Genomic DNA, 23568 nt, shown 5'->3' on the forward strand with positions numbered 1-23568 from the left:
CCGAGTGACGGCCCGAACAGGGGCGCCTGATGCGCAAGCCGCGGCCCCTTAGATGGCTGGCTCAAAGGAATGGAAGCAAAATCGTAATGGTATTCCTCGGCGCTCACCATAGCGCAACACTTGTGCTTTACTTTGGTCATGCAATTGGACTTGGGGGCACTTTGACGCTCGTTTTGCCGGAAGGCTCACTTCACATCGATCAGATGAAGGAACAGCTCAGCCTTGCGGTCGTGAGCATGGTGGTGACAGGAGCTGGCATGTCCACGCTTTCCTGGTCAACTGACATGGATGGGATTGATACGAGCGTCCGGTCACATGTTGACTACCCCAACGTCTATGGGCCGACTTTGGATATTCAGCTGAAGTGCACTAGCTCTGGTTGGCGGGATAAGGGTACTCATATTGAGTACCAGATTTCACGGCGACTGTACGAGAAAATGTGCAACCCCAAGCGCCATTCGCCGGCTGTCTTCTGTGTGACGATGGTCCCGGAAGACGCTACGTCCTGGCTGAACCACGATGTAGAGGGACTACTTGCGCGGGCGCATTCATACTGGCAGGCGGCACGAGATTTTCCGCCCCTCGGTGAGGGACGCGAGTCGGTAACGCTCAAGGTGCCAAAAGCCAATGAGTTCACTCCCGCTCAGCTATTAAGTATGATCGTGGACCTCCATGATGCGGAGAGTGCATGAACTTCGAAACTCAGCCCAGTGATTCATTCGGGGCCGTACTCAGCCCCCACACGCTTTCCCAATTCCTAGCCGTCGAGGCCTGGAACTTTCTTGGTGAACAGCGAGGCGGAAAGATTTGGCGCTCCCCAGCCGGGGAGGACCGCCGCCAAACTACTGTCTTCTTGCCATGGGACGACACGTTTGTTGACTTTCGCAAACGGCTTGATGAGGCCATAAATGGGATCGGCGAGTACTTCCATCTCAACATGCCTGATTTGGTAGAACGCGTGGCAGCTTCCCACGCAGACATCTTCCACGTTCGTGTTGATCAGCCAATGCTTGATGGAACTATTCCGCTTAGTCAGGCAACCAGCTTGTTGCGAGGTATTGAAAAAATGATCAAGGCTGCGGCAACAACAGCCGTTAGCCCTGAGCACAGCCATCGCGGAAGATTGCCCAAAAGCGTTACGGACTTCATGAGTCAAGATGTGCGGATGGGGCACACGAAGAGCGGCAGCTTCATTGTTACTGTTGTTGCCCGACTGGACAGCTTGGATGACTCTCACGCGGCCTTGGGCCATACCCAAGATCAAGTCGAGGACCACGTTGTCTACACAGAGGAAATTCAGCCGTTCGCTCGTCAGGTAATGACAACGCTTTCTAGCGGTCTGGACGCCGCGCGGCGACATGTTCAATCCGAGGCCATTGATTTCCTGGACTTGGATGCTGCGGTTGAGCAGGGGGTCAGTCTTCCCCTTGTCCAGGCGCTGCACGAAATCGGGAGTGCCGAAAATCTTCGATCACTCGATCTGTCCTTCGACTGGTCACCAGCCGCGCCGGAGCCGTTGGCGGTCGCCAGCAGAATACTGATGGATAAGCCGGAGTTGGAGGCGCTTTCAGAGGTTTCTACTCGTCTTGAGCGTCGGATTGAGCCCGCTGTCGAAACCATAATGGGGCAGGTTCAAAGCTTGGAACGTGCTGAACATAGCGAGATTGACGAGAATAACGGGGTTGCTGTTATTTCGACCGAGGTTCGCGGTAGTTTCAGGCGTGTGCACGTTCCGCTGTCGGGAAGTGACTATGACTGGGCCATTGTGGCGCACCATCGGAAGCTCGTTTTCACTGTCTCTGGAACCTTGGAGAAGGTGGGCCGTAACTGGACCCTCACGGGCGACGTGCAGCCTGACCTGAGTTTTCTCCAGCATGTTATGAAGACTGACACCGCGCCGGCTTCTCTTGTAGATGAGGTAAGACAGCGTGAAATCGAATAGCGGTTCCACAGGCGTCTGTAGAGTCGGCCACGGATAAGTAGAGAAGGCCCTTGCCAGCGAGTTTGCTAGCAAGGGCCTTCTGCCTTAAGCGGCGTTCCTGACCAGCTAGCCTCGTGCCAAAGCCGCCGTCACTGCCCGCAATGCGCTAGGCAGCTTTAAGAACTCTGAGTGGCTGGCCGTAGCGTCTACTGGTGGGAAGGTGTACGTCGCATCTGGAAATTCAAGTTCAAAGGAAACGTGATCGGGCCAATTTGCCAGTCCTTTAGTGGTGACGTCACGAACCTTCCCGACGGATATGGAATTAATCCTCGTTAGTGGAGTCACCCGAGTGTTGGCGCCCTGGCCTGTGAACTCGGATACGACAAGCAGGTCATTTGTAAGCACTTGGATCTTTCCCTCGGCTGGATCCTCGCTGAGGTCCTTGACCTTCGAGTGATCGTAATCCTGGAGTGTGTGCCCAACGTAGATGATTGGATCATCACCTGTTATGGCGAGTATTTGTGAAACTGACTTCGCCAGCCATGCGGAGGGGATGCCATCCCGCGTCATGCGTGCGTACCCCGATGCTTCTATTCTTTTGACGAGCGCCAACCCGAGGTCCCGGTAAAAATCTGTCCTCAATGCTACCTGCTCCACGTGTCCCCTTATTCGTAGTTGGATCTTGACGGTTGCCGCCGCTACACATCATAGGCAGCGGGGCAGACAGTCGTAGCGTCGCGTCCCACCGGCCTGAATGTCAGAGGGCGGGAGGTACTCTGCGACGCATGGCGAAGTTTGACCCTGAGGGGTTTCAGAAGATGATGGCCGAGCTGGACGCGGAGGACCGGGCCGGCGTGGTTGTGCGCAGCCCGTATGAGGACATGGAGCCTGATCCGGAGTACCTACCGCATGAGACCTGATGCACATTTTTGCAGATCCCCCTCCGGCGGACTTGCGCCAATCTGCATTTCTGTTAATCTAATAGCAGATCAGACGTGATGGTTTGATGAAAACGCTTTGAAGGGTCCGTAGCTGTGGTGGCTACGGACCCTTCGGCATTTAACTGCTAGTAGGTGGCCCTGCTTTGGCGTGACCGCGAACCCACCTTCCGCCGCGGCTCGGTCGGCCGAGTTTCCGGGGCCTTGAGCAGCTCGTATATCTCTTTGACGTGGGTCTCAGTGAATCGAAGACGGTTGCCGACCTTCATATGGGGCCAGTTATCCCGCTGCGCGAGGGTGGTGACCTGGTTGTTGCTAATCTGTAACGCCTCGGCTAACTGCGTGGTCGTGAATACTCGTTCTGGCTGGAAAGTATCGTCAATGTTCATCGAAGCATCATATTAGGATCTCACGCCTGACAGTCCGCAGTCAGTCCGCAGCGGGTCCAAAAACGAGCACATCCCGCCATTGCTTACCACCAAGAAAAACCCCGGAATCTAGCGGTTTTCATCCCTATTCAGCACCGACCACCAACCATTGATAAGTTCGAGCTCTACTACGGCGTCTAAGCTCCACCACACGCATTAACAAAGGCGATCCCCGGCCCATACGGACCGGGGATCGTTTCTTGGTGCAGTCGCAGACTACTCAGTCTTATCCTGATCGCGTTCGCGGATGTTCCTGGCGATTTCGTCCAGTTTCTCCTTCACGAATCCGGCCGCTTCCGAAAGACCCTTCTCAGCGCTGCCGAGCGGATCAAGCTGAAGGTAGACCTTGTGATCTATGGTGAGGTCGTATTCGTCCTTGAGGTGGGTGCCGCCACCCACTCCTGCGAGCGATAAGTAGACCAGCGCTTCAGTTCGCGCAATGCCCGCGATGGTTCCGAAGACCACAGTGAAGTCATTGGGCTGAAAGCTCACGGACTGACCCACGTGGCGCCGGTCCAACTCCCCGGCTGTTATGGTCTTCTCTGTCGAACTTCCGTTGTATTCCATGGACTTTTCCTCTGCCTGGAGAACAGTGACAGAAGAAGTCTATAAGGATACTTAGCGTCTGCGCAGCTTGATGCACAGCGGCGACACTACCCGAAGCATGAGCGCCTGCACAGGGAAGCGATCAGTGCCGGGTTCTTGGCGATTGTCCGGATTCTTCCGGTGCCGCACAGTCGTCGCAGAACACCGTGTCGGTTTCTTCGCCGCAGCACTGGCAGCGATGGAGCAGGGCCGCTGGTTCAACCACATACGTTGTCATAGCCACCATGCTGCCTTTGCAGGAACAGTGGGGTCACGAGTAGCGTGTACTCGTTTTTTCCTTGCCGGGCGCGGAGACTACTTGGTTTGCCGGAAGCGGCAGTCCCTCGCGCCCTGGATTTCCCGCTCCCCCGGAGGCCGCACACACTCCGTCGTCAGAGAAGGTGGCGAAGCAGCGCCGGCAGGCAAAGGTACCCGCCCGCCCGTAACGCGACGACCAGTGGGGCCCCGCCTGCGCGCAGCGGAAACAGCACGTGGTGGAGAAAGCTGCACCGTCCGGATCCACCATGCTTGTCACGGGAGCATCCTAAGGGACAGCGGGCAGTGCGGACCAGTCCCCTTCGCTCCGGACCCGCTCTATTGCTTTCCGTACTTCTTATGCACAGCCTGCTTGCTCACGCCAAGGCAAAGGGCTATCGCCTCCCACGACAACCCGGATTGCCTGGCCGCGCGAACCAGGGACGCCTCGCGCCGACCCACTTCCTTCTGAAGTTCCGCCACGGCATACAGTGCCTCAGCCGGGCCCATTCCATCCATCGATCCCACCAGTGTTTTCATCCGGTCCACCTCCATATCGTCAACGCTAGTTGACGAACTGCGAAGCGTCAACCATAGTTGACAACCGAATCACGTAAAAGCCCGGTACATGATGCGCTGCGGGCCGGAACTGCCTCCCTCATACCTGCCGACATCACCGAAGTCCGCCTTGGAGTAAGCAGCCTGGCCAGCCGGATTGCGCTCGTTAACGGAAAGCACGACGCCGGCCTGGCCGCCTCCCAGCCGTCCCGTCAGCTTTCGAGCTTCCTCCACAGCCGCGCGCGCGGCCCGTGTTCCCAAGCCTTGCCCTTGGCTTCGCGAGTCAATCAGGAAGCCCCTGAGAAGCCACACAGAATCGTCGTCGGACCAACCTGCCAACCGGGCGGCACCGGATTGGAGGGTCAGCACGCCAACAGCGATGCCCCCGGACTCGATGACATACGGCATGCGGGACTCTTCCTCCAGGGCTATCAGCATCATCCGGAGAGGGTCACCGACGAATGCCCGCTGCGGCTCCTCGACGGCCAGTCCGGCGACGGAACCGAGTTGGATGGCCCGTGCGTCATCGTCCAGGAGTTTGAGCGGGATCAGCCAAACGTCACCGACATCGATGTGATCACTCACGCTCGAAAACGGATCTCCTGAGTCATATTCGAGCATTTTGCGGGGTCTTCCTACTAGGGTTGTCACATCAGTTCCCTACGTCGAAGGAACCTTCCATGGGCCGGCCGAACGTCATTCTGATCTGTGTGGATGAGTGGAGGGGCGACTGCCTGTCCTCTGACGGTCATCCCTACGTCGAAACACCCCATCTCGACGAACTCGCCCGTAGCGGCGTGCGGTTCTCCAAAGGCTACTCTGCTACACCTTCCTGTGTTCCTGCCCGGGCGGCCCTGTTTACCGGCCAGTCCCAGGAACGGCACGGCCGGGTGGGGTACAACGACGGCGTACCCTTCCATGCAGTCCACCCGGTGACAGTACAGGACGAGTTCAGAAAGGGCGGCTACCACACACAGGCGATCGGCAAGATGCATGTATGGCCGGAACGCTCCAGGCTCGGCTTCGATGACGTGATCCTCCATGACGGCTACCTTCACCACGCACGGCGGGAACATCGGCAGCACTTCGCCATGTTTGACGACTACGTGCCGTGGCTTAGAAAGCAGCCAGGAGCCGGTCCGGACGCCGAGTATTTCGATCACGGCGTAAACTGCAACTCGATCGTCGCCCGGCCGTGGGATAAAGCCGAAAACCTGCACCCCACGCATTGGATCGGAACGCAGGCCATCGAGTGGATGCACCGCCGTGACCCGGTTAAGCCCTTCTTCCTCTACCTCTCCTTCCACCGTCCGCACCCACCGTACGATCCGCCGTCGTGGGCGTTTGAGCAGTACCTCGGCATACCGGACTACGAACCAGTGCTGGGCAACTGGGAACACCACTGGGACGAGCACCGGAAGGACGGCGACTACCAAGCGAGCTATGGCCGCATGCCGGACCACGTGGTCCACCGGGCCAGGGCAGGCTACTACGGGCTGATGGCGCAGATCGACCTGCAGATCAACCGGATCAGGGAGTCGTTGGCGGACTTCGGGCTGGATGGCAATACGGTGATCGCCTTCACCAGTGACCACGGTGAAATGATGGGCGACCACCGGATGTTCCGCAAAGCAGTGCCCTACGAGGGGTCTGCACGGATTCCCTTCATCATCGCCAACGCCCCGGCAGCAAGGGACGCTGCACGCGGAGCCGTGGTGGACCACGTGGTGGAACTGCGCGACATCATGCCCACGCTGCTGGACCTAGCCGGGCTGCCCATCCCGGACTCGGTGGACGGCAAGTCCCTTGCCCCGCTGGTGCGTGGGCAGGATACCGGGGCCGTCCGGCAGGTCCTGCACGGTGAACACGTCTACTGGGGGCAGAACCTGCATTGGCTGACCGATGGCCATCACAAGTACATCTGGGGTTCCGGGAAGGGCACAGAAGAACTGTTCAACCTCGACGCCGATCCCCAGGAACGATTCAACCTCGCCGAAGACCCCGCACACCACCACCAACTGCGACTATGGCGCGGACGGATGGTGGAAACACTCCAGGACCGGGAGGAGGGTTACGTAGCCGACGGCGCGCTGGTTCCCGGCGTGCCGGTGGTCGCCATGCTGCGGCATGCCCGTGAAAAGGCCCAGGCTGCACTTCCCATGGGCTAATTGCCGTAGAACACCTTCTCGAACACACCCCTGGCCCGCCGGCTCAGCCGCAGGTAGTCCTCTTCGAACTGGCCCGCATGTCCGGGAGCGTACCCACACCATCGCGCTGCAGCTTCAAGGTCTTTCCGGGATGAGGGCAGGAGGTCCGAAGCCCGTCCCGTGACGATCACATTCGCTGAACGGATCCGGCTGGCAAACCTCCACGCGTCCCGCAGAAGTGCGGCGTCATCGTGACTGATGAAGTCCAGCTTTTCCGCCGCTTCGAGGGCTTCAAGGGTGGAAGTGGTGCGGAGTTCCACATGCTTGCCTGCGTGTTGCAGTTGAAGCAACTGGACCAGCCACTCGACGTCGCTGAGGCCACCGCGTCCAAGTTTGACGTGACGCGCAGGATCAGCGCCACGTGGCAGCCGTTCTGATTCAACGCGTGCCTTGACCCGACGGACTTCCCGCACATCCTGTTCCGCCAGTTCCCGGGGGTAGCGGATCGGATCGATGAGCTTGAGGAAATCGGCAGCCAGCTCGTCGGAACCAGCCATGGGGCGCGCCCGCAGCAGTGCCTGGGCCTCCCAGATCAGCGACCAGCGGCGGTAGTACTCCGCATACGACTCCAGCGAGCGGACCATTGCGCCGTTCTTCCCCTCTGGCCGCAGGTCCGCGTCCACCATGAGGACCCTTTCGGCCATGATCGCCGGCTTGAGTGGCTGGGTGAGGAAGCTGGAGACTTTGGCGACGATCGCCGTCGCCTGCTCCTGGGCTTCTGCGTCGGAAAACCCGGGCCGGGCACGATGCACGTAGATGACGTCCGCGTCCGAGCCGTAGCCGATCTCCCGTCCGCCCTGACGCCCCATGGCTACCACAAGGACATCCGTTTTGAGTGGTCCATCGGAGGCAATCACGGCTTCCGCCACGTGCAATGCCCCCAGAACGGCGGCACGATCCGTCTCGGCCAAAGCAAGTCCTACGGCATCCTGGTCCAGCAATCCGGAGCTGTCGGCAATCGCTGTCCGCAGGATTTCGCGGCGCCGGATCAAGCGGATGAGCCTCATGGCACTTTCGGGATCCGGGTGCCGGGACAGCTTGGACTGGATTTCCTGCCATTGGGCTTCGAAGCTGATGGGCACCAGCTCTTTGTCGCTGCCCAGCCAAGCCACGGATTCCGGGGAAACTTCCAACAGATCCGAGATCAACCGGGAATTGGCCAACACCTGGCACAGGCGTTCTGCCGCGGCTTGGGAATCCCTCAACAGGCCCAGGTACCAGTGAGTGGTTCCCAAAGCCTCACTGACCCTGCGGAAAGCAAGCAGGCCTGCGTCAGGGTCCACGCCTTCAGCGAGCCAGCCCAACAGGATCGGCAGAAGCTGCCGCTGCAAAGCAGCCCGCCGGCTGACCCCCGCTGTCAGCGCTTCAATGTGCCGCATGGCTCCCTGCGGATCCGAGTAGCCAAGAGCCGCAAGCCGGCCCTGGGCTGCCTCGGGACTGAGCTTGGCGTCTTCGCTGCTGAGCTTGGCCGCAGTATTGAGCAAGGGGCGGTAGAAAATCCGCTCGTGAAGCTCCCGCACGGATTTTTTGGTTTTCTGCCAGGTGGCCATCAGCTGGTCAGGGTGGGGCCGCTCCATGGAGAAGGGTCCCAGGACAGCTTTGGCAAGGAACCGCTGGGCGTCCTCCGTGACAGGCATAAGGTGGGTACGCCGCAGCTGGAAAAGCTGGATCCGGTGCTCCAGCAGGCGGAGGTAGCGGTAGGCGTTGTCGAAAGCGGCTGCATCCGTGCGGCCAATGTAGCCTCCAGCGGACAGTGCGGCTATGGCCGAAGTGGTGTCCTTGCACCGAAGCGACTCGTCGGATTTACCATGGACCAGCTGCAGCAGCTGGACAGTGAACTCCACATCGCGGAGGCCGCCCCGCCCCAGCTTGATCTGGCGTTGCTCTTCGGCTGCCGGAATGTAGTCGGTTACCCTTCGCCGCATCGCCTGGACCGATTCGACGAACCCCTCGCGTCCTGCCGAGGCCCACACTAAGGGTTCAACTGCCTTTTCATAGCGCTGGCCCAGTTCCCGGTCACCTGCGATGGTCCTCGCCTTGAGCAGCGCCTGGAACTCCCAGCTTTCGGCCCAGCGTGCGTAGTAGCTCAGGTGCGAGGGCAGAGTACGGACGAGTGGCCCGGACTTTCCCTCCGGGCGAAGGTTGGCGTCGACTTCCCACAGCCCGGGCTCTGGTGCCGACGAGGAGATTGCCCGGGATATTCCCGATGCCAGTGCCGTGCCGATGGTCGATGCCCGGGCGTCTTCCAGTTCACCGGCCTCAATAACGTAAATGACATCGACGTCGGAAATGTAGTTCAGTTCACGGGCGCCGCATTTACCCATGCCCATGACGGCAAGGCCGACGTCGGCGATCTCGGCGGCAGCATACTGTCCAGCGGCTTCGGCCCGCGAGACGGCCAATGCGGCCTCAATGGCGGCACCGGCGAGGTCGGCCAATTCGGCCCCGACAGAGGGCATGAAGTCCTGGGGTGAGGCAGCACAGAGATCCTTGATGGCCAACTCAGTCAGCCCCCGGCGATAAGCACTCCTCAGGGCCGCATAGGCAGGCATCCCGGTCATCCCCGCCACTGGGCGCAGGGCTCCAGGTTCGGCTTTCACGGATCGGAGCAGCATTGCCCGGAGTTCCTCGCTGGAGGCCTGGAGAGGCTCCGGGCTGACGCGGACATCAAAGACGTCCAAGTGCTCGGGCCGGCGCATGAGGAACTCCCCCAGTGCCTCTGAAGCGCCGAGCAGGCGGTACATGGGCTCGCTGCTGTCCTGGTCCGCCGCAGCCAGTTTCTTCAGCCCGGGGTTTTTCTCGAGAAGCCGAACCAATGACTGGAGGGCGGTGTCCGGGCTCGCCGACATGGAGAGCCCGGCAAAGAGCGATTCCTGGTCAATCCCCTCAAGTTCGGGGGCTGCAAGGAACCGTTCGGCTTTTTCGAGATCACTGAAACCGGCTGAAATGAGCCGACGTGCGAGGCTCACTGGCCCTGCCTACAGAATGCCGAGGTTGCGCTGCAACTCGTATGGCGTGACCTGGAGGCGGTAATCCTGCCATTCCGCGCGCTTGTTGCGCAGGAAGTGCTCGAAGACCTGTTCGCCCAGGATCTCCGCAACAAGTTCAGATTCCTCCATGGCACGGATGGCGTCGTGGAGGCTGGCGGGCAACGGCGCATGGCCCATGGCCCTGCGCTCTGCGGTGGTCAGCGACCACACGTCGTCTTCGGCCGCAGCGGGAAGTTCGTAGCCTTCCTCGATGCCCTTCAGGCCGGCGCCCAGCAGAACGGCGTACGCCAGGTAGGGGTTGGTGGCGGAGTCGATCCCGCGGTACTCGATGCGCGCCGATTGGCCCTTGCCGGGCTTGTACAACGGAACGCGAACAAGTGCCGAACGGTTGTTGTGTCCCCAGCTGAGGTAGCTTGGCGCCTCGCCGCCACCCCAGAGCCGCTTGTAGGAGTTCACGAACTGATTGGTGACGGCGGTGAACTCGGGGGCATGCTTCAGGATTCCTGCGATGAACTGGCGTGCCGTCTTGGAGAGCTGGAACTCGGCGCCCGCTTCGAAGAACGCGTTGGTATCGCCCTCGAACAGGGAGAAGTGGGTGTGCATTCCCGAGCCGGGGTGGTCGGTGAACGGCTTGGGCATGAAGGTGGCGTAGGTTCCCTGCTGGAGGGCCACTTCCTTGATGACCGTACGGAACGTCATGATGTTGTCAGCGGTCTGCAGCGCATCCGCGTAACGGAGGTCGATCTCGTTCTGGCCGGGACCACCTTCATGGTGGCTGAATTCCACGGAAATACCGACCGATTCGAGCATGGTGACCGCGGTGCGGCGGAAGTCCTGGGCAACGCCGCCTGGAACGTGGTCGAAGTAGCCTCCCTCGTCCACCGGGACCGGGGAGCCGTCCGGCCCGAGGTCCTTGGACTTGAGGAGGTAGAACTCAATCTCCGGGTGGGTGTAGCAGGTGAACCCCATGTCCGCAGCCTTGGCCAGGGTCCGTTTCAGGACGTTGCGGGGATCAGCGGCCGACGGCTCGCCATCGGGGGTCAGGACGTCACAGAACATACGCGATGTCTGCTCTGTTTCACCACGCCACGGCAGGATCTGGAAGGTGGACGGGTCAGGTTGGGCCAGCATGTCCGATTCAAAGACGCGGGCGAGGCCCTCAATTGCCGAACCGTCAAAACCAAGGCCTTCTTCAAAGGCGCCTTCGACCTCGGCGGGCGCAAGCGCCACCGACTTAAGGGAACCTACGACGTCGGTGAACCACAAGCGTACGAAGCGCACGTCACGCTCTTCGATCGTCCGCAGAACGAACTCTTGCTGGCGGTCCATAGGGCCTCTTTTCCGATTCAGTGTCCATGCCGCTTGTTCCAAGACTTTGAAGCCACGACAACTCAGCCTTCACTCTACTAACAGTTCGCTGCTATTGCCGCAGCAGTACCTTCGCGTAACACAGCGTTTACATTCCGTGACGCCGGGCACACTGGTGGCAGGCACCGTCGGCACGGCTTAGGCTCTATCCATGGCCCCGAGCAACCTCCCTGAGTCCACCACGCCCGCTGAAGTTCCCGCACCTTACGGGACCGGCCCTTCAGCGCCCTCAACGTCACCCTCCGCGGCGGCCTCAAAGCCTGCCGGCCGGGTCAGGATCCACCATCTCCAGCAGGCCAAGGACAACGGTGCCCGGTTCGCCATGCTGACCGCCTACGAGCAGTACACGGCGGAAATCTTCGACCAGGCAGGAATCGAAGTCCTCCTCGTGGGTGATTCAGCGTCGAACAACGTCTACGGCAACGAAACAAGCCTTCCGGTCACCGTGGACGAGCTGCTGCCGCTGACGCGCGCCGTAAGCCGGGCCGCAAAGCGCGCGCTGATCGTGGCCGATCTTCCCTTTGGCAGCTATGAAGTCTCCCCGGGACAGGCAGTTGCCACCGGTGTCCGCTTCCTGAAGGAAGGCTTGGCGCACGCCGTCAAAATTGAGGGAACCGCCTACTACGCGGACACTGTCAAGGCCATGGTCCAAGCCGGAATCCCTGTCATGGCCCATATCGGCTTCACGCCGCAAAGCGAACACGCCCTCGGCGGATACCGGGTCCAAGGCCGGGGAGAAGACGCACAACGCCTCATCGACGATGCTGTTGCCTTGCAGGATGCGGGGGCTTTCAGCGTGCTCATGGAAATGGTGCCGGCGGAAACCGCAGCCGCCGTGGATGCAGCGTTGCGCGTACCCACCGTGGGAATCGGCGCCGGCAACACCACCACCGGACAGGTGCTTGTGTGGCAGGACATGGCCGGTTTGCGCGGAGGCAAAATGGCAAAGTTCGTCAAGCAGTACGCTGACCTCCGCACTTCTTTGGCCGACGCCGCTGCCGCCTACGGGGAGGACGTCAGGTCCGGGCAGTTCCCCGGACCTGAGCATTCCTTCTAGTCCCCGTACAGGTCAGCACGGGTCCCGGTCAGTCCTCGTCCTGGGCGTCCCAGGCGTCATTGCGGGCTTTGACCTTTTCCAAGGCGTGCTCGGCTTCTTCCCTGGTTTTATAGGGTCCAATCAGCTGGGACCAATCGGACATGGCGTCCTCTTCGATCTGATGCGTCTTGACGTTGTACCAGTACTCCGTCACGTCTCCTCCTCGATCCTGGGTGGGCCGGACGCGTAACTTTGGCGGGGTCGCAGGAACCCAACCATGCTTTGTTACTTACGTCTCTTGTGTGCCTTATATGATCAATCTATGCCTTCTCTTGCTTCGACTGCACCCATCGGCGCCCTCACACCGGGAACCATCAGCCCCGAACGGCCTGTCCCGGCTTCCATTCCGCGGCCCGAGTACGTCGGCAAGAAGGCACCTGCCAGGTTCACGGGCTCCGAGGTGAAGTCGCCGGAGACCATTGAGAAGATCCGGATTGCGGGGCGGATCGCAGCGCAGGCCATCGTGGAGGTCGGCAAGCACATCCAACCCGGTGTCACCACCGACCACCTGGACAAGGTCGGGCATGAGTTCCTCCTCGACCACAAGGCTTACCCGTCGACACTCGGTTACCGCGGTTTTCCCAAATCCCTCTGCTCTTCCCTCAACGAGGTCATTTGCCACGGGATCCCGGACTCCACTGTCGTACAGGATGGCGACATCCTGAACATTGACATCACAGCTTTCATCAACGGCGTCCATGGGGACACCAATTACACTTTCCTGGTTGGCGACGTGGATGAGGAATCCCGTCTGCTGGTTGAGCGTACGCAGGAGTCGCTCAACCGGGCCATCAAGGCCGTGGCCCCGGGCCGCGAAATCAACGTAATCGGCCGTGCTATCCAGTCCTACGCCAAACGGTTCGGCTATGGCGTGGTTCGGGACTTCACGGGCCACGGCGTGGGTGAGGCCTTCCATACGGGCCTCATCATCCCGCATTACGACGCAGCCCCGGCGTACAACACCGTGATCGAGGCAGGCATGGTCTTCACCATCGAACCCATGCTGACCCTCGGCACCATCGAATGGGATATGTGGGCGGACGACTGGACGGTCGTCACCAAGGACCACAAGCGCACGGCCCAGTTCGAACACACCCTGCTGGTCACAGAGACCGGCGCGGAAATGCTTACCCTTCCCTGAACCCTTCGGAAGGTCCAGCAGCCCGGGCGGCTGCGCCATGCCCATCCCCTCCTGCCATGATCGGAATTGCATTGTCCAAGAAGGATGAGAAGACCCACAAGAACGCACCGCTGATCGGTATCGACATTGGCGGCACCGGCATCAAAGGCGGCATTGTCGACCTCAAGAAGGGCAAGCTGATCGGTGACCGTTTCCGGGTCCCCACTCCCCAGCCTGCCACTCCCGAGGCCGTAGCCGAGGTTGTCGCCCAGATCGTGGAGGAACTCTCCAGCCGTCCCGAAGCCCCTGCCGCCGACTCTCCAGTGGGCGTGACCTTTCCCGGCATCATCCAGCATGGCGTGGTTAATTCAGCTGCCAACGTGGACAAAACGTGGCTCGGCACTGATATTGACGGGACGTTCACCAAGCGCCTTGGGCGGCCCGTTGAGGTCATCAACGACGCCGACGCGGCCGGCCTGGCTGAAGCCCGCTACGGGGCCGGCGAGGGCATTGACGGAACCGTCCTGGTCATCACTCTGGGAACCGGCATCGGGTCGGCTTTCATCTTCAACGGACAACTGGTCCCCAACGCCGAACTTGGCCACCTTGAGGTAGACGGACACGACGCCGAAACCAAGGCCTCCGCTGTGGCCCGCGAACGCGACGGCCTGAGCTGGGACGAGTACGGCGTCCTGCTCAACCGCTACCTCCAGCATGTTGAGTTCCTGTTCTCTCCCGAACTCTTCATTGTCGGTGGCGGCATTTCCAAGCGGTCCGACGAGTACTTCCCGCACCTTGACCTGCGCACCAAGATCGTCACCGCAAAGTTGAAGAACGACGCCGGTATTGTCGGTGCGGCGCTTGAGGTTGCTTTGCACCACAAGCTCGCCAAGTAGGTCCCGGATGGCTGGGGGCCCGGTTCCGAAACCCGGGACGGCAGTTGTTACGGGAGCAAGCAGGGGCATAGGTGCAGCCGTAGCCCACGCTGCGGCGCGGGCCGGATACGCAGTAGTTGTCAACTACTCCGAAGACAGCACCGGCGCTGAAACCGTTGCCAACGACATCATCGGCCTGGGCGGCCAGGCACTGGCCGTCCAGGCCGACGTCAGCCGGCCTGCCGACGTCGTGCGCTTGTTTGACCAGGCCGCAGGCCTGGGTCAAGTGACTGCGGTCATCAACAACGCGGCCATTACCGGCAACCTGATCGGCGCCTTGGTGGAGGTACCGGCAGAAACCGTTCAACGGGTGGTGGACGTCAACGTGTCAGGAATGATCCACATGTGCCAGGAAGCGGTGCGGCGACTCTCCACGGACCACGGCGGCAGCGGCGGGTCAATCGTCAATATTTCCTCTACTGCCACCAAAGCCGGCTCCCCCGGAACCTGGGTCCACTACGCTGCCACCAAGGGCGCCGTGGATGTCCTCACCGTTGGTTTGGCGGCCGAGGTGGCCCAACAGGGCATTCGGGTCAATGCCGTGGCTCCCGGAAGCACCAACACCGGATTGCATGCCGCTGCCGGCATGCCGGACCGGGTGGAAAGACTGAACCCCACCATCCCCATGGGGCGCGGGGCCGAGCCCGAAGAGGTGGCGGCGGCCGTTCTGTGGCTGATGTCCGCCGAAGCCGGCTACATCACCGGCGCGGTGCTCCCCGTCTCAGGAGGACGCTGACCACCAGTGTGCCGGTGGCGGGTGCGGCTTCCCCTCCGCACCGCCACCGGAGCTAGAGTTGGCTCTTTTCCGAGCCCGTTGTTGATTCCTTGGCGCCGGCTTTGGCGTGTTCTGCATGTTCGTGCCGAAGCAGCGAGATGGCGGATTCGAAATCTTCCAAGGACTCAAACGCCTGGTAGACACTGGCGAAGCGCAGGTAGGCCACTTCATCCAGCTTCCGAAGCGGGCCGAGAATGGCAAGGCCAACCTCGTGCGCGTCAATTTCGGCCGCCCCGGACGAACGTATGTTCTCTTCGACTTCCTGCGCCAGCATGGCGAGGTCGTCCTCGGTGACGGGCCGTCCCTGGCATGCCTTGCGGACACCACTGATGACCTTGATCCGGCTGAACGGCTCGCCGACCCCGGAGCGCTTAATGACGGACAGGCTGGTGGTCTCCACAGTGGTGAAGCGGCGTCCGCACTCGGGGCATTGACGGCGTCGACGGATGGAAGAGCCGTCGTCGGCCATGCGGCTGTCAACGACGCGGGAGTCGGGATTCCGGCAGAACGGACAATACACGCTGGGCCTCCCCTGACAGTTCCGGCATGGAATATCGCCCTGCGGGTCGCGGGAACGCAAAAGGTGCCGGAAGTTTCACTTCCGGCACCAGTTTACGGTCGTTCACACCCTAATGACAAGCGTGTAACTACTATATGTAGTGGTAGGCACCCGTATATGTAGTGGTTGAGCGCTTAGGCGAAGCGGATACGTACGGCGTCCCCGTGGCCGGGAAGGTCCTCAGCACGGGACAAACTGACGATGTGTCCGCTGACCTGCTCCAATGCCGTGCGGTCGTAGTTGATGACCTGCACGGCGCGGAGGAAAGTAATGACATTCAGGCCCGAAGAGAAAGCCGCCGTCCCGCTGGTTGGCAGGACGTGGTTGGATCCTGCGCAGTAGTCTCCGAGGCTTACCGGGCTGTAGTCCCCCACAAAGATGGCGCCGGCATTGCGGATCCGCGACGCAACAGCCGCAGCATCCGCCGTCATGATTTCCAGGTGTTCAGCGGCATAGGCGTTGCACACGGCGATCCCCTGGTCGAGATCATCAACCAGCACCACCCCTGACTGGGGTCCCGACAACGCTTCGAGAACGCGCGTACTGTGCTTGGTGGCTGCGGCCTGTGCCGTCAATTCAAGCACGACGGCGTCGGCCAGCTCTGCTGAATCCGTCACCAGGACTGAAGCTGCCTTGGGATCGTGTTCGGCCTGGCTGATGAGGTCGGCCGCGACGAGGGGGGCCTGCGCGCTGGAATCCGCCAGGATGGCAATCTCGGTAGTTCCGGCCTCCGAATCGATGCCCACCACTCCCTTGACGAGCCTCTTGGCTGTGGCAACAAAGATGTTTCCCGGGCCGGTTACAACATCAACGGGTTCGATGGGCAGCTCATCAGCGGAACCCGGAATGCCGTAGGCGAAGGAAACGATCGCCTGTGCTCCACCGATGGCGTAAACCTCGTCAATTCCCAGCAGCTGCGCAGCGGCAAGGATGGTGGGGTGGGGCAGGCCGCCAAAGTCCTTCTGCGGAGGAGAAGCCAACGCGATGGATTCGACGCCTGCCGCTACTGCGGGCACCACGTTCATGATCACGGAGGAAGCCAAGGGAGCCAGGCCCCCGGGCACATAGAGCCCGACGCGGCCCACCGGAATCCAATTCTGGCTGACCACGGCACCATCGGCCAAGGCAACATCGACATTGGCCGGGCGCTGCTGCTCTGCAAACTGCCGGGCACGGCTGATGGACTCTTCCAGTGCCGCCCGGACTGCAGGGTCCAGCTCGGCCAGTGCCTGGGCCAGCGCTTCAGCCGGAACACGCGGGTGCGACTGTTCTACGCCGTCGAATTTCTGCGCCAGTTCCGTGAGGGCAGCAAAGCCGCGGCTGCGGACGGCTGCAATGATGTCCTGGACCTTCTGCTCGGCGTCGGCCATAGTCTGATGACGGGCCCTGGGAACGGCGGCGCGCAGTTCAGCCAAAGAGAGGCGGCGGCCCCGGAGATCGATGCTTCGGAAATCGAGGGAAGCGGCGGGGCGGGCGGAGGTATCCGAAGAAGTGGTCACCCGGTTATTTTACGGGCTTCTTGGAAAGAACCCCGAACAGCGCCAGGACGAACGTGATGAATGCCGTTGCTGCCGGCCACAACAGCAGCACGGCGTAGGAACGGAGGGTGAACCCATATCCGGGACCAAGTGCGGGATCCGGAGCCGGACCAAACAGCTGGGCGGACAGCAACCCAACGAGCCACGCCACAATTCCGCCCAGGGCGCCGCCGAGGAGAGCAAGCGTCAATCTGCGGCCCACGCTGGGACCCTGCAGCTTCCCGTCCAGCATGAGGCCCGTGAAGCAGCCGGCCAGGAGCACGAGTCCTGCCAGAACCAGATCCCGTGGAAGCCATGACGCGGGATTGTTGGCATCGGCAAGTGCAGGATTGCCGGAGACCAGGTTCAGCCCACCGGGAGCAAGAATCCACCAGAGCGCCCCCAGAAGGATTCCGCCGCCGGCCGGAAGAACGATCCACAGGGCGTCCTTCGGGACGCGCCGCGGCGGGGCCGGCGCCGGTTCGGCAGCAGCAGGGACATGCACGGTTGGCTCGGTCATACCCCTCACATTAACAAAGGTTCATGCAGGCTCAACAAAATGAGGTGCCGGCAGGACCGGAGGAATACGCTGAGGGGAGACGCAGCCCCCAGTCCAGGAGACACATCCACGTGACAAGCGAACCATCCGGCTTTGACCAGACTTTCCGGGAGATGTTCCGCCGGCACGCCGCCGGGGTTGCCATCATCACGGCCAACCTGAACGGCAAACCCTTCGGCTTCACCGCAACCTCGGTGGCGTCGCTGTCCGCCGAGCCGCCCAGGTTCACCTTCAACATGGCCAGGAGCTCCAGTTCGTGGCCTGCCGTGGCCAACGCCGAATACATCGGCGTGCACATGCTGGGACTTGAGAACCAGGCCCTCGCCAACCGTTTCGCCCGTACGCGTGACCGGTTCGAGGGCGACCACTGGGAACCCGGACCCCACGAGGTACCCATCCTCAAGGATGTCAGCGGCTGGCTGGTGGGCAAGATCCAGATGCGGCTTTCCTTCGAGAACAACGCAGTAGTGGTGGTTGAGGTCGTCGACGGCCAAGTGGGCGGCGACGGCACTCCCCTGCTATACCACAGCGGGGGCTACAGCAGGCCGGAGCCCCTCGACTACGAGATCTGACCGGACGAAGAGTCACCGGCTTCCAAGGCTCCTAGTTATCCAGGCAGGCCGGACCCAGGAGGACCTTCAGGTCACCAAAGAGGGATGGGCTGGGGTTGACCCGCATGTGGACCGGCAGGCCCATGACCTCCACCTTGGTATCACCCATCAGCTTCAAACGGACCTCCGAGTTGCCTCGATGCGTACGGAGGACGTCCCGCAGGTCAGTCACTACGGCCTCCGTAGCCTTGAAAGTGGGAATGGTGATCACTACCGGACCGTTGACGCTTTCACTCAAGTCCGGCACTGAGAGCTCCATGCAGTTGAGGGTGACCGCGCCATCGTCCCGGCGCTGCAACCGTCCCTTGACCACAACAATCAAGTCCTCTGCCAGGACGGAGGCAATGGGCCCGTACACCTGGCCAAAGAACATGACCTCCATGGAGGCACCAAGGTCCTCGATTTCGGCGCGGGCATAGGCGTTTCCACTGGCCTTGGCGATCCTGCGGCTCAATGAGGTGATCATGCCCGCAATGGTGACGATCGCGCCGTCGTGCGGTCCGTCCTCGGCGATGATTGAAGTAATCGACTGTTCCGCATGCTGGCTGAGGACCCCCTCCAGGCCCTGCAGCGGATGGTCTGAAACGTAGAGTCCCAACATGTCCCGCTCGAAGGACAGTTTGTCCTTCTTCTCCCATTCCGGGAGATCGGGGATCTCCGTAGTGAGGGAAGCCTCCGGCTCCTGGTCCTCAAAGCCTGCGAAGAGGTCGAACTGGCCAATTGCCTCATTGCGTTTGAGGGTGATCACTGAATCAATGGCTTCTTCGTGGATCATGGCCAAGGCACGCCTATGATGCCCCAGGGAATCGAAGGCACCGGCCTTGATCAGCGATTCAATGGTCCGCTTGTTGCACACCACGGCCGGAACCTTCAGCAGGAAGTCCTTGAACGAGGTGTAGTTGCCTTCCGTGGTGCGGGTCGAGACCATCGCATCCACCACGTTGACGCCGACGTTTCGAATAGCCCCCATGCCGAAACGGATGTCCGTTCCCACCGGGGTGAAGTTCAACGAGGATTCGTTGACGTCCGGTGGGAGGACCGTAATACCCATGCGCCGGCATTCATTGAGGTAAATGGCCGATTTGTCCTTGTCATCGCCCACCGAGGTCAGCAGTGCGGCCATGTATTCAGGCGCGTAGTGCGCCTTCAAGTAGGCAGTCCAGTACGAGATCACGCCATATGCTGCCGAGTGGGCCTTGTTGAAGGCGTAATCGGAGAACGGAAGCAGGATGTCCCACAGCGTCTTGACGGCGGCCATCGAGTAGCCGTTGTCCTGCATGCCTTGGGAGAAGCCGGCAAACTGTTTGTCCAGCTCGGATTTCTTCTTCTTGCCCATGGCACGGCGGAGGATGTCGGCTTGGCCCAGCGAGTAGCCGGCCAGCTTCTGGGCTACGGCCATAACCTGCTCCTGGTACACGATCAGGCCAAACGTACCGCCGAGGATTTCCTTGAGGGGCTCTTCCAGTTCCGGGTGGATGGGAATGACCTCTTGGATGCCATTCTTCCTCAGCGCGTAATCCGTGTGGGCGTTGGCGCCCATGGGGCCCGGACGGTACAGCGCCAGGACTGCGGAAATGTCTTCGAAGTTGTCAGGCTTCATCAGCTTGAGCAGGGACCGCATGGGGCCACCATCAAGCTGGAACACACCCAGGGTGTCACCTCGGGCAAGAAGTTCGTAGGATGCGGCGTCGTCGAGTTCCAGGTTTTCCAGGTCGAGGTCGACGCCACGGTTCATCTTGATGTTTTCCAGGGCGTCCGAAATGATCGTCAGGTTTCGCAGGCCCAGGAAGTCCATCTTGATCAGGCCCAGGCCCTCGGACGTCGGGTAATCGAACTGGGTGATCACCTGGCCGTCCTGGAAACGGCGCATGATGGGAATGACGTCAATGATGGGGTCCGAGGACATGATGACGCCGGCCGCGTGGACACCCCACTGGCGTTTCAGTCCCTCGATGCCCAAAGCGGTCTCGAAGACCTTGGCGGCCTCGGGATCGGTGGCAATGAGCTGGCGGAAGTCCCCTGCTTCGCTGTAACGCTTGGACTCCGGATTCTGGATGTCCGCCAGTGGAATGTCCTTGGCCATGACGGCAGGCGGAAGTGCCTTGGTCAGGGTCTCGCCCATGCTGAAGGGGTAGCCCAGCACACGGGAGGAGTCCTTCAGCGCCTGCTTGGTCTTGATGGTGCCGTAGGTGACGATCATCGCCACACGCTCGTCGCCGTACTTCTTGGTGACGTAGTCAATCACTTCGGAGCGGCGCCGATCATCGAAGTCGACGTCGAAGTCAGGCATGGAGACGCGGTCCGGGTTGAGGAAGCGCTCAAAGATCAGGCCATGCTGCAGCGGATCGAGGTCAGTAATACGCATGGCGTAGGCCACCATGGAGCCGGCACCCGAACCACGGCCGGGACCCACACGGATGCCGTTGTTCTTGGCCCAGTTGATGAAGTCGGCAACCACCAGGAAGTAGCCGGGGAAGCCCATGGACGTGATGACGCCAAGCTCGTAGTCAGCCTGCTTGCGGACCTTGTCCGGAATGCCCTGGGGATACCGGTACTTCAGGCCCGTATCCACTTCCTTGACCAGCCAGGACGTCTCGTCCTCTCCCGGCGGGCAGGGGAAGCGCGGCATGTAGTTGGCGCCGGTGTTGAACGAGACTTCGCAGCGCTCAGCGATGAGCAACGTGTTGTCGCAGGCTTCGGGGTGGTCGCGGAACAACTCCCGCATTTCCTGCGGCGATTTCAGGTAGTACCCGCTGCCGGAGAAGGCAAAGCGGGAGCCTCCGTTGTCGTACGTGGGCTCCAGGAGGGTAGAGCCGGACTGGATCGCCAGCAGGGCCTCGTGGGCTTTGGCATCGTGCTCATGGGTGTAGTGGAGGTCGTTGGTGGCCACGAGCGGGAGGTTCAGTTCCTTGGCCAGGCGCAGGAGATCGCCGGTGACACGCCGCTCGATGTCCAGCCCGTGGTCCATCAGTTCACAGAAGTAGTTCTCTGCCCCGAAGATGTCACGGAACTCGGCGGCGGCTTCAACAGCCTCACGGTAGAGGCCAAGCCGCAGCTTGGTCTGCACTTCGCCGGACGGGCAGCCGGTGGTGGCAATCAAACCTTCGGAATAGGTATTGAGCAGCTCCCGGTCCAGCCTGGGCCACTTGCCAAATACGGAATCGAGCGAAGCAATGGACGAGGCCCGGAACAGGTTCCTCATGCCCACGTTGTTGTAGCTCAGGAGTGTCATGTGGGTATAGGAGCCACCACCGGAGACATCGTCCTTGCGCTGGCTCTCATCGCCCCAGCGAACGCGCTCTTTGTCGCCGCGGGCGGTGCCGGGAGTTACGTACGCTTCCACGCCGATGATCGGCTTGATGCCCTTGTCCGTGGCCTTGCGCCAGAAGTCGAAAGCGCCGAACAGGTACCCGTGGTCCGTCGTCGCCAGGGCCGGCATCCCCAGACGTTCAGTTTCGTCGAACAGCTCCCCCAAGCGGGCCGCCCCATCCAGCATGGAGTATTCGGTATGGGTGTGCAGGTGGACGAACGAATCATTGCTGGAAGTCACCACGACAGTCTACCGTCCCGGGTCCAACAGGAAGCGGACCCGGGCAGTGAAATCCGTCTATGCGGAACCGGTTGCGAGCAGATCCAGGGCGTACTGGAGGTCCGCCGGATATTCGCTGCTCACTTCCACCCATTCACCTGTGGCGGGGTGGGTGAATCCGAGTTGACGGGCGTGCAGCCACTGCCGGGTCAATCCGAGAGTCGCCGCAAGACGGGGATCGGCGCCGTAGGTGAGATCTCCGGCACAGGGGTGCCGCAAGGCCGAGAAATGGACGCGGATCTGGTGTGTCCGGCCGGTCTCCAGGTGTACCTCCACCAGGGTTGCCTTGCCGAAGGCTTCAAGGACCTCATAGTGGGTCACGGATGGACGGCCGTCCTCGATCACGGCAAACCGCCAGTCATGTCCGGGGTGGCGCCCGATCGGGGCATCAATGGTGCCTTCCAGGGGGTCCGGCAGCCCCTGCACCACGGCATGGTAAACCTTCTCCACGGTGCGCTCCTTGAAGGCACGCTTCAGCACCGTATAAGCATGTTCAGTCTTGGCCACCACCATGACGCCGGACGTGCCGACGTCGAGCCTGTGGACGATCCCTGCGCGCTCCGGCGCACCCGAAGTCGAGATCCTGTAGCCGGCACCAGCCAGGCCGCCCACAACGGTGGGCCCCACCCATCCGGGTGAGGGATGGGCGGCAACTCCCACCGGCTTGTCGATGACAACGAATTCCTCGTCGTCCAAAAGGATCTTCAGGCCTTCCACAACTTCCTCCACCACTTCCAAGGGGTCCCGCCGGTCCGGGACGGTGACATCGAGCACGGACCCGGCGGCCAGCTTTGCCGACTTGCCCAGTGGCACCCCGGCGAGAGTCACGTTGCCTTCGGCGATCAGCAGTGCTGCTGCAGAACGGGAAATATCCAGCAATTTCGCCAGGCCTGCGTCCGCCCGCACCCCCGCGAGGTCATCGGGCACTTCCACGGAGCTACTCACCGGCAGGCTCCCCCTGGCTACCGCTGGCTGGCTTGGCATGGTCCGAACCCTTGGGAGCCGCTGTCTGCCGCGTCCCATCCATGCCAATGCCGCGAAGGGTCAGGAGGCAGATGATCACGACGCCGGACACCACGGCTGAGTCTGCGATGTTGAAAATGGCGAAGTTGGGAAGCTGGATGAAGTCCACCACGTGTCCCATGGCAAAAGAAGGCTCCCGGAACAGGCGATCGGTGAGGTTGCCCAGCGCTCCCCCCAAGAGCAAACCCAGCGAGAGCGCCCACCATGCCGAACCCAGCCGGCGCAGCTGGAAGAGGATAGCCACCGAGACGGCCGCCATGACAATCGTGAAAATCCAGGTGACGTTCTCGCCGATGGAGAAAGCGGCCCCGGAGTTCCTGATGTAGTACCAGTGCAGCAGCGGAGGCAGGACCGGAATCCGCTCCCCTTCCGTCATGGTGCTGGTCACCCAAAGCTTGGTGAGCTGGTCAAAGGCATAGGCAAACACGGCGAAGCCGGCAAACAGCCAGAGCATGGCCGGGCGCCACTTGCGGCGGGCGGTGGTCGCCGGCTGCGGGGCGTCTTCGGTGAAGTCGGTCATAGTGCTTTCATTCG

23 protein-coding genes are annotated in these 23568 nt (G+C 61.4%); 9 read left to right on the forward strand and 14 right to left on the reverse strand.

Translation table 11 applies throughout. The features are described from left to right. The first annotated feature begins 86 nt into the window (after nucleotides 1-86). On the forward strand, nucleotides 87-692 hold the full coding sequence (locus BLQ01_RS20430) for a DUF4365 domain-containing protein (RefSeq protein ID WP_175493509.1): 606 nt from the start codon (nucleotides 87-89) through the stop codon (nucleotides 690-692). After that, nucleotides 689-1942 (forward strand): hypothetical protein, encoded by a 1254-nt coding sequence (locus BLQ01_RS20435; RefSeq protein ID WP_091554044.1) that lies wholly within the window; start codon nucleotides 689-691, stop codon nucleotides 1940-1942. The genes BLQ01_RS20430 and BLQ01_RS20435 overlap by 4 nt, the downstream gene beginning before the upstream one ends. Nucleotides 1943-2047: 105 nt before the next feature. On the opposite strand, the gene BLQ01_RS20440 is transcribed toward BLQ01_RS20435, so the two are convergent. Further along, nucleotides 2048-2578 (reverse strand): hypothetical protein, encoded by a 531-nt coding sequence (locus BLQ01_RS20440; RefSeq protein WP_091554047.1) that lies wholly within the window; start codon nucleotides 2576-2578, stop codon nucleotides 2048-2050. 128 nt (nucleotides 2579-2706) lie between these two features. Here BLQ01_RS20440 and BLQ01_RS22815 point away from each other — a divergent pair, with 128 nt between their 5' ends. Next, complete coding sequence (locus BLQ01_RS22815) at nucleotides 2707-2841, forward strand: hypothetical protein (protein WP_302846725.1); 135 nt, start codon at nucleotides 2707-2709, stop codon at nucleotides 2839-2841. 146 nt (nucleotides 2842-2987) lie between these two features. On the opposite strand, the gene BLQ01_RS20445 is transcribed toward BLQ01_RS22815, so the two are convergent. The 4 genes from BLQ01_RS20445 to BLQ01_RS20460 form a co-directional block, all read right to left on the reverse strand. Beyond that, nucleotides 2988-3248 (reverse strand): MerR family transcriptional regulator, encoded by a 261-nt coding sequence (locus tag BLQ01_RS20445; RefSeq protein WP_091554049.1) that lies wholly within the window; start codon nucleotides 3246-3248, stop codon nucleotides 2988-2990. 255 nt (nucleotides 3249-3503) lie between these two features. Beyond that, the gene (locus BLQ01_RS20450; RefSeq protein WP_026542534.1) at nucleotides 3504-3854 is read right to left on the reverse strand and encodes a hypothetical protein; all 351 of its coding nucleotides are present in this window, start codon (nucleotides 3852-3854) and stop codon (nucleotides 3504-3506) included. A gap of 612 nt (nucleotides 3855-4466) precedes the next feature. Then, the gene (locus BLQ01_RS20455; RefSeq protein WP_026542533.1) at nucleotides 4467-4682 is read right to left on the reverse strand and encodes a hypothetical protein; all 216 of its coding nucleotides are present in this window, start codon (nucleotides 4680-4682) and stop codon (nucleotides 4467-4469) included. A 54-nt stretch (nucleotides 4683-4736) separates the two neighbouring features. After that, nucleotides 4737-5306 carry a GNAT family N-acetyltransferase gene (locus tag BLQ01_RS20460; protein ID WP_091554051.1) on the reverse strand — a complete coding sequence of 190 codons (570 nt, stop codon included), beginning with the start codon at nucleotides 5304-5306 and terminating at the stop codon, nucleotides 4737-4739. A 59-nt stretch (nucleotides 5307-5365) separates the two neighbouring features. Here BLQ01_RS20460 and BLQ01_RS20465 point away from each other — a divergent pair, with 59 nt between their 5' ends. Then, nucleotides 5366-6853, forward strand: a complete 1488-nt coding sequence (locus BLQ01_RS20465; RefSeq protein WP_091554054.1) for an arylsulfatase — start codon at nucleotides 5366-5368, stop codon at nucleotides 6851-6853. Here the strand turns inward: BLQ01_RS20465 and BLQ01_RS20470 are convergent. Continuing rightward, nucleotides 6850-9861 carry a bifunctional [glutamine synthetase] adenylyltransferase/[glutamine synthetase]-adenylyl-L-tyrosine phosphorylase gene (locus BLQ01_RS20470; protein ID WP_091554056.1) on the reverse strand — a complete coding sequence of 1004 codons (3012 nt, stop codon included), beginning with the start codon at nucleotides 9859-9861 and terminating at the stop codon, nucleotides 6850-6852. The genes BLQ01_RS20465 and BLQ01_RS20470 overlap by 4 nt on opposite strands. A 9-nt stretch (nucleotides 9862-9870) precedes the next feature. Further along, a complete protein-coding gene (glnA, locus tag BLQ01_RS20475; RefSeq protein ID WP_026542529.1) occupies nucleotides 9871-11211 on the reverse strand; it encodes a type I glutamate--ammonia ligase in 1341 nt (446 codons plus the stop codon). Nucleotides 11212-11401: 190 nt separating this feature from the next. Here glnA and panB point away from each other — a divergent pair, with 190 nt between their 5' ends. Continuing rightward, nucleotides 11402-12307, forward strand: a complete 906-nt coding sequence (gene panB / locus BLQ01_RS20480; RefSeq protein ID WP_026542528.1) for a 3-methyl-2-oxobutanoate hydroxymethyltransferase — start codon at nucleotides 11402-11404, stop codon at nucleotides 12305-12307. A 28-nt stretch (nucleotides 12308-12335) separates the two neighbouring features. Here panB and BLQ01_RS22240 read toward each other — a convergent pair whose 3' ends face one another. Beyond that, entirely contained in the window at nucleotides 12336-12500 is a 165-nt protein-coding gene (locus tag BLQ01_RS22240; protein WP_139183528.1) for an SPOR domain-containing protein, read from the reverse strand. A gap of 108 nt (nucleotides 12501-12608) precedes the next feature. On the opposite strand from BLQ01_RS22240, the gene map reads away from it, so the two are divergent. The 3 genes from map to BLQ01_RS20495 all read left to right on the forward strand — a co-directional run bounded on the left by map (nucleotide 12609) and on the right by BLQ01_RS20495 (nucleotide 15137). Next, entirely contained in the window at nucleotides 12609-13487 is an 879-nt protein-coding gene (gene map, locus BLQ01_RS20485) for a type I methionyl aminopeptidase (RefSeq protein WP_091554059.1), read from the forward strand. Nucleotides 13488-13558: 71 nt separating this feature from the next. Then, on the forward strand, nucleotides 13559-14362 hold the full coding sequence (gene ppgK / locus BLQ01_RS20490; protein WP_026542526.1) for a polyphosphate--glucose phosphotransferase: 804 nt from the start codon (nucleotides 13559-13561) through the stop codon (nucleotides 14360-14362). A gap of 7 nt (nucleotides 14363-14369) precedes the next feature. Further along, nucleotides 14370-15137, forward strand: coding sequence for an SDR family oxidoreductase (locus BLQ01_RS20495; RefSeq protein WP_091554060.1), 768 nt, complete (start codon nucleotides 14370-14372; stop codon nucleotides 15135-15137). 52 nt (nucleotides 15138-15189) lie between these two features. On the opposite strand, the gene nrdR is transcribed toward BLQ01_RS20495, so the two are convergent. From nrdR to BLQ01_RS20510, 3 genes are all read right to left on the reverse strand, one after another. Next, nucleotides 15190-15696 (reverse strand): transcriptional regulator NrdR, encoded by a 507-nt coding sequence (nrdR, locus tag BLQ01_RS20500; RefSeq protein WP_026548593.1) that lies wholly within the window; start codon nucleotides 15694-15696, stop codon nucleotides 15190-15192. Between the two features lie 173 nt (nucleotides 15697-15869). Next, nucleotides 15870-17234, reverse strand: a complete 1365-nt coding sequence (gene hisD, locus BLQ01_RS20505; protein WP_091554063.1) for a histidinol dehydrogenase — start codon at nucleotides 17232-17234, stop codon at nucleotides 15870-15872. A gap of 4 nt (nucleotides 17235-17238) precedes the next feature. Further along, entirely contained in the window at nucleotides 17239-17772 is a 534-nt protein-coding gene (locus BLQ01_RS20510; RefSeq protein WP_091554065.1) for a hypothetical protein, read from the reverse strand. Between the two features lie 110 nt (nucleotides 17773-17882). Between BLQ01_RS20510 and BLQ01_RS20515 the strand changes: the two genes are divergently transcribed. After that, nucleotides 17883-18383, forward strand: a complete 501-nt coding sequence (locus tag BLQ01_RS20515) for a flavin reductase family protein (protein ID WP_026542521.1) — start codon at nucleotides 17883-17885, stop codon at nucleotides 18381-18383. A 31-nt stretch (nucleotides 18384-18414) separates the two neighbouring features. Here the strand turns inward: BLQ01_RS20515 and dnaE are convergent, their stop codons facing one another. The 3 genes from dnaE to lspA are packed head-to-tail and all read right to left on the reverse strand — an operon-like array spanning nucleotide 18415 to nucleotide 23554. Further along, a complete protein-coding gene (gene dnaE, locus BLQ01_RS20520) occupies nucleotides 18415-21972 on the reverse strand; it encodes a DNA polymerase III subunit alpha (protein WP_026542520.1) in 3558 nt (1185 codons plus the stop codon). Between the two features lie 57 nt (nucleotides 21973-22029). Then, nucleotides 22030-22956 (reverse strand): RluA family pseudouridine synthase, encoded by a 927-nt coding sequence (locus tag BLQ01_RS20525; protein WP_091554067.1) that lies wholly within the window; start codon nucleotides 22954-22956, stop codon nucleotides 22030-22032. Next, complete coding sequence (gene lspA / locus BLQ01_RS20530; protein ID WP_026548590.1) at nucleotides 22949-23554, reverse strand: signal peptidase II; 606 nt, start codon at nucleotides 23552-23554, stop codon at nucleotides 22949-22951. Before lspA ends, BLQ01_RS20525 begins: the two co-directional genes overlap by 8 nt. Between the last annotated feature and the right edge of the window lie 14 nt (nucleotides 23555-23568).

Origin of the sequence: Arthrobacter sp. UNCCL28 (genome assembly GCF_900102805.1) — a bacterium.
Taxonomy (GTDB): Bacteria; Actinomycetota; Actinomycetes; order Actinomycetales; family Micrococcaceae; genus Arthrobacter; species Arthrobacter nicotinovorans_A.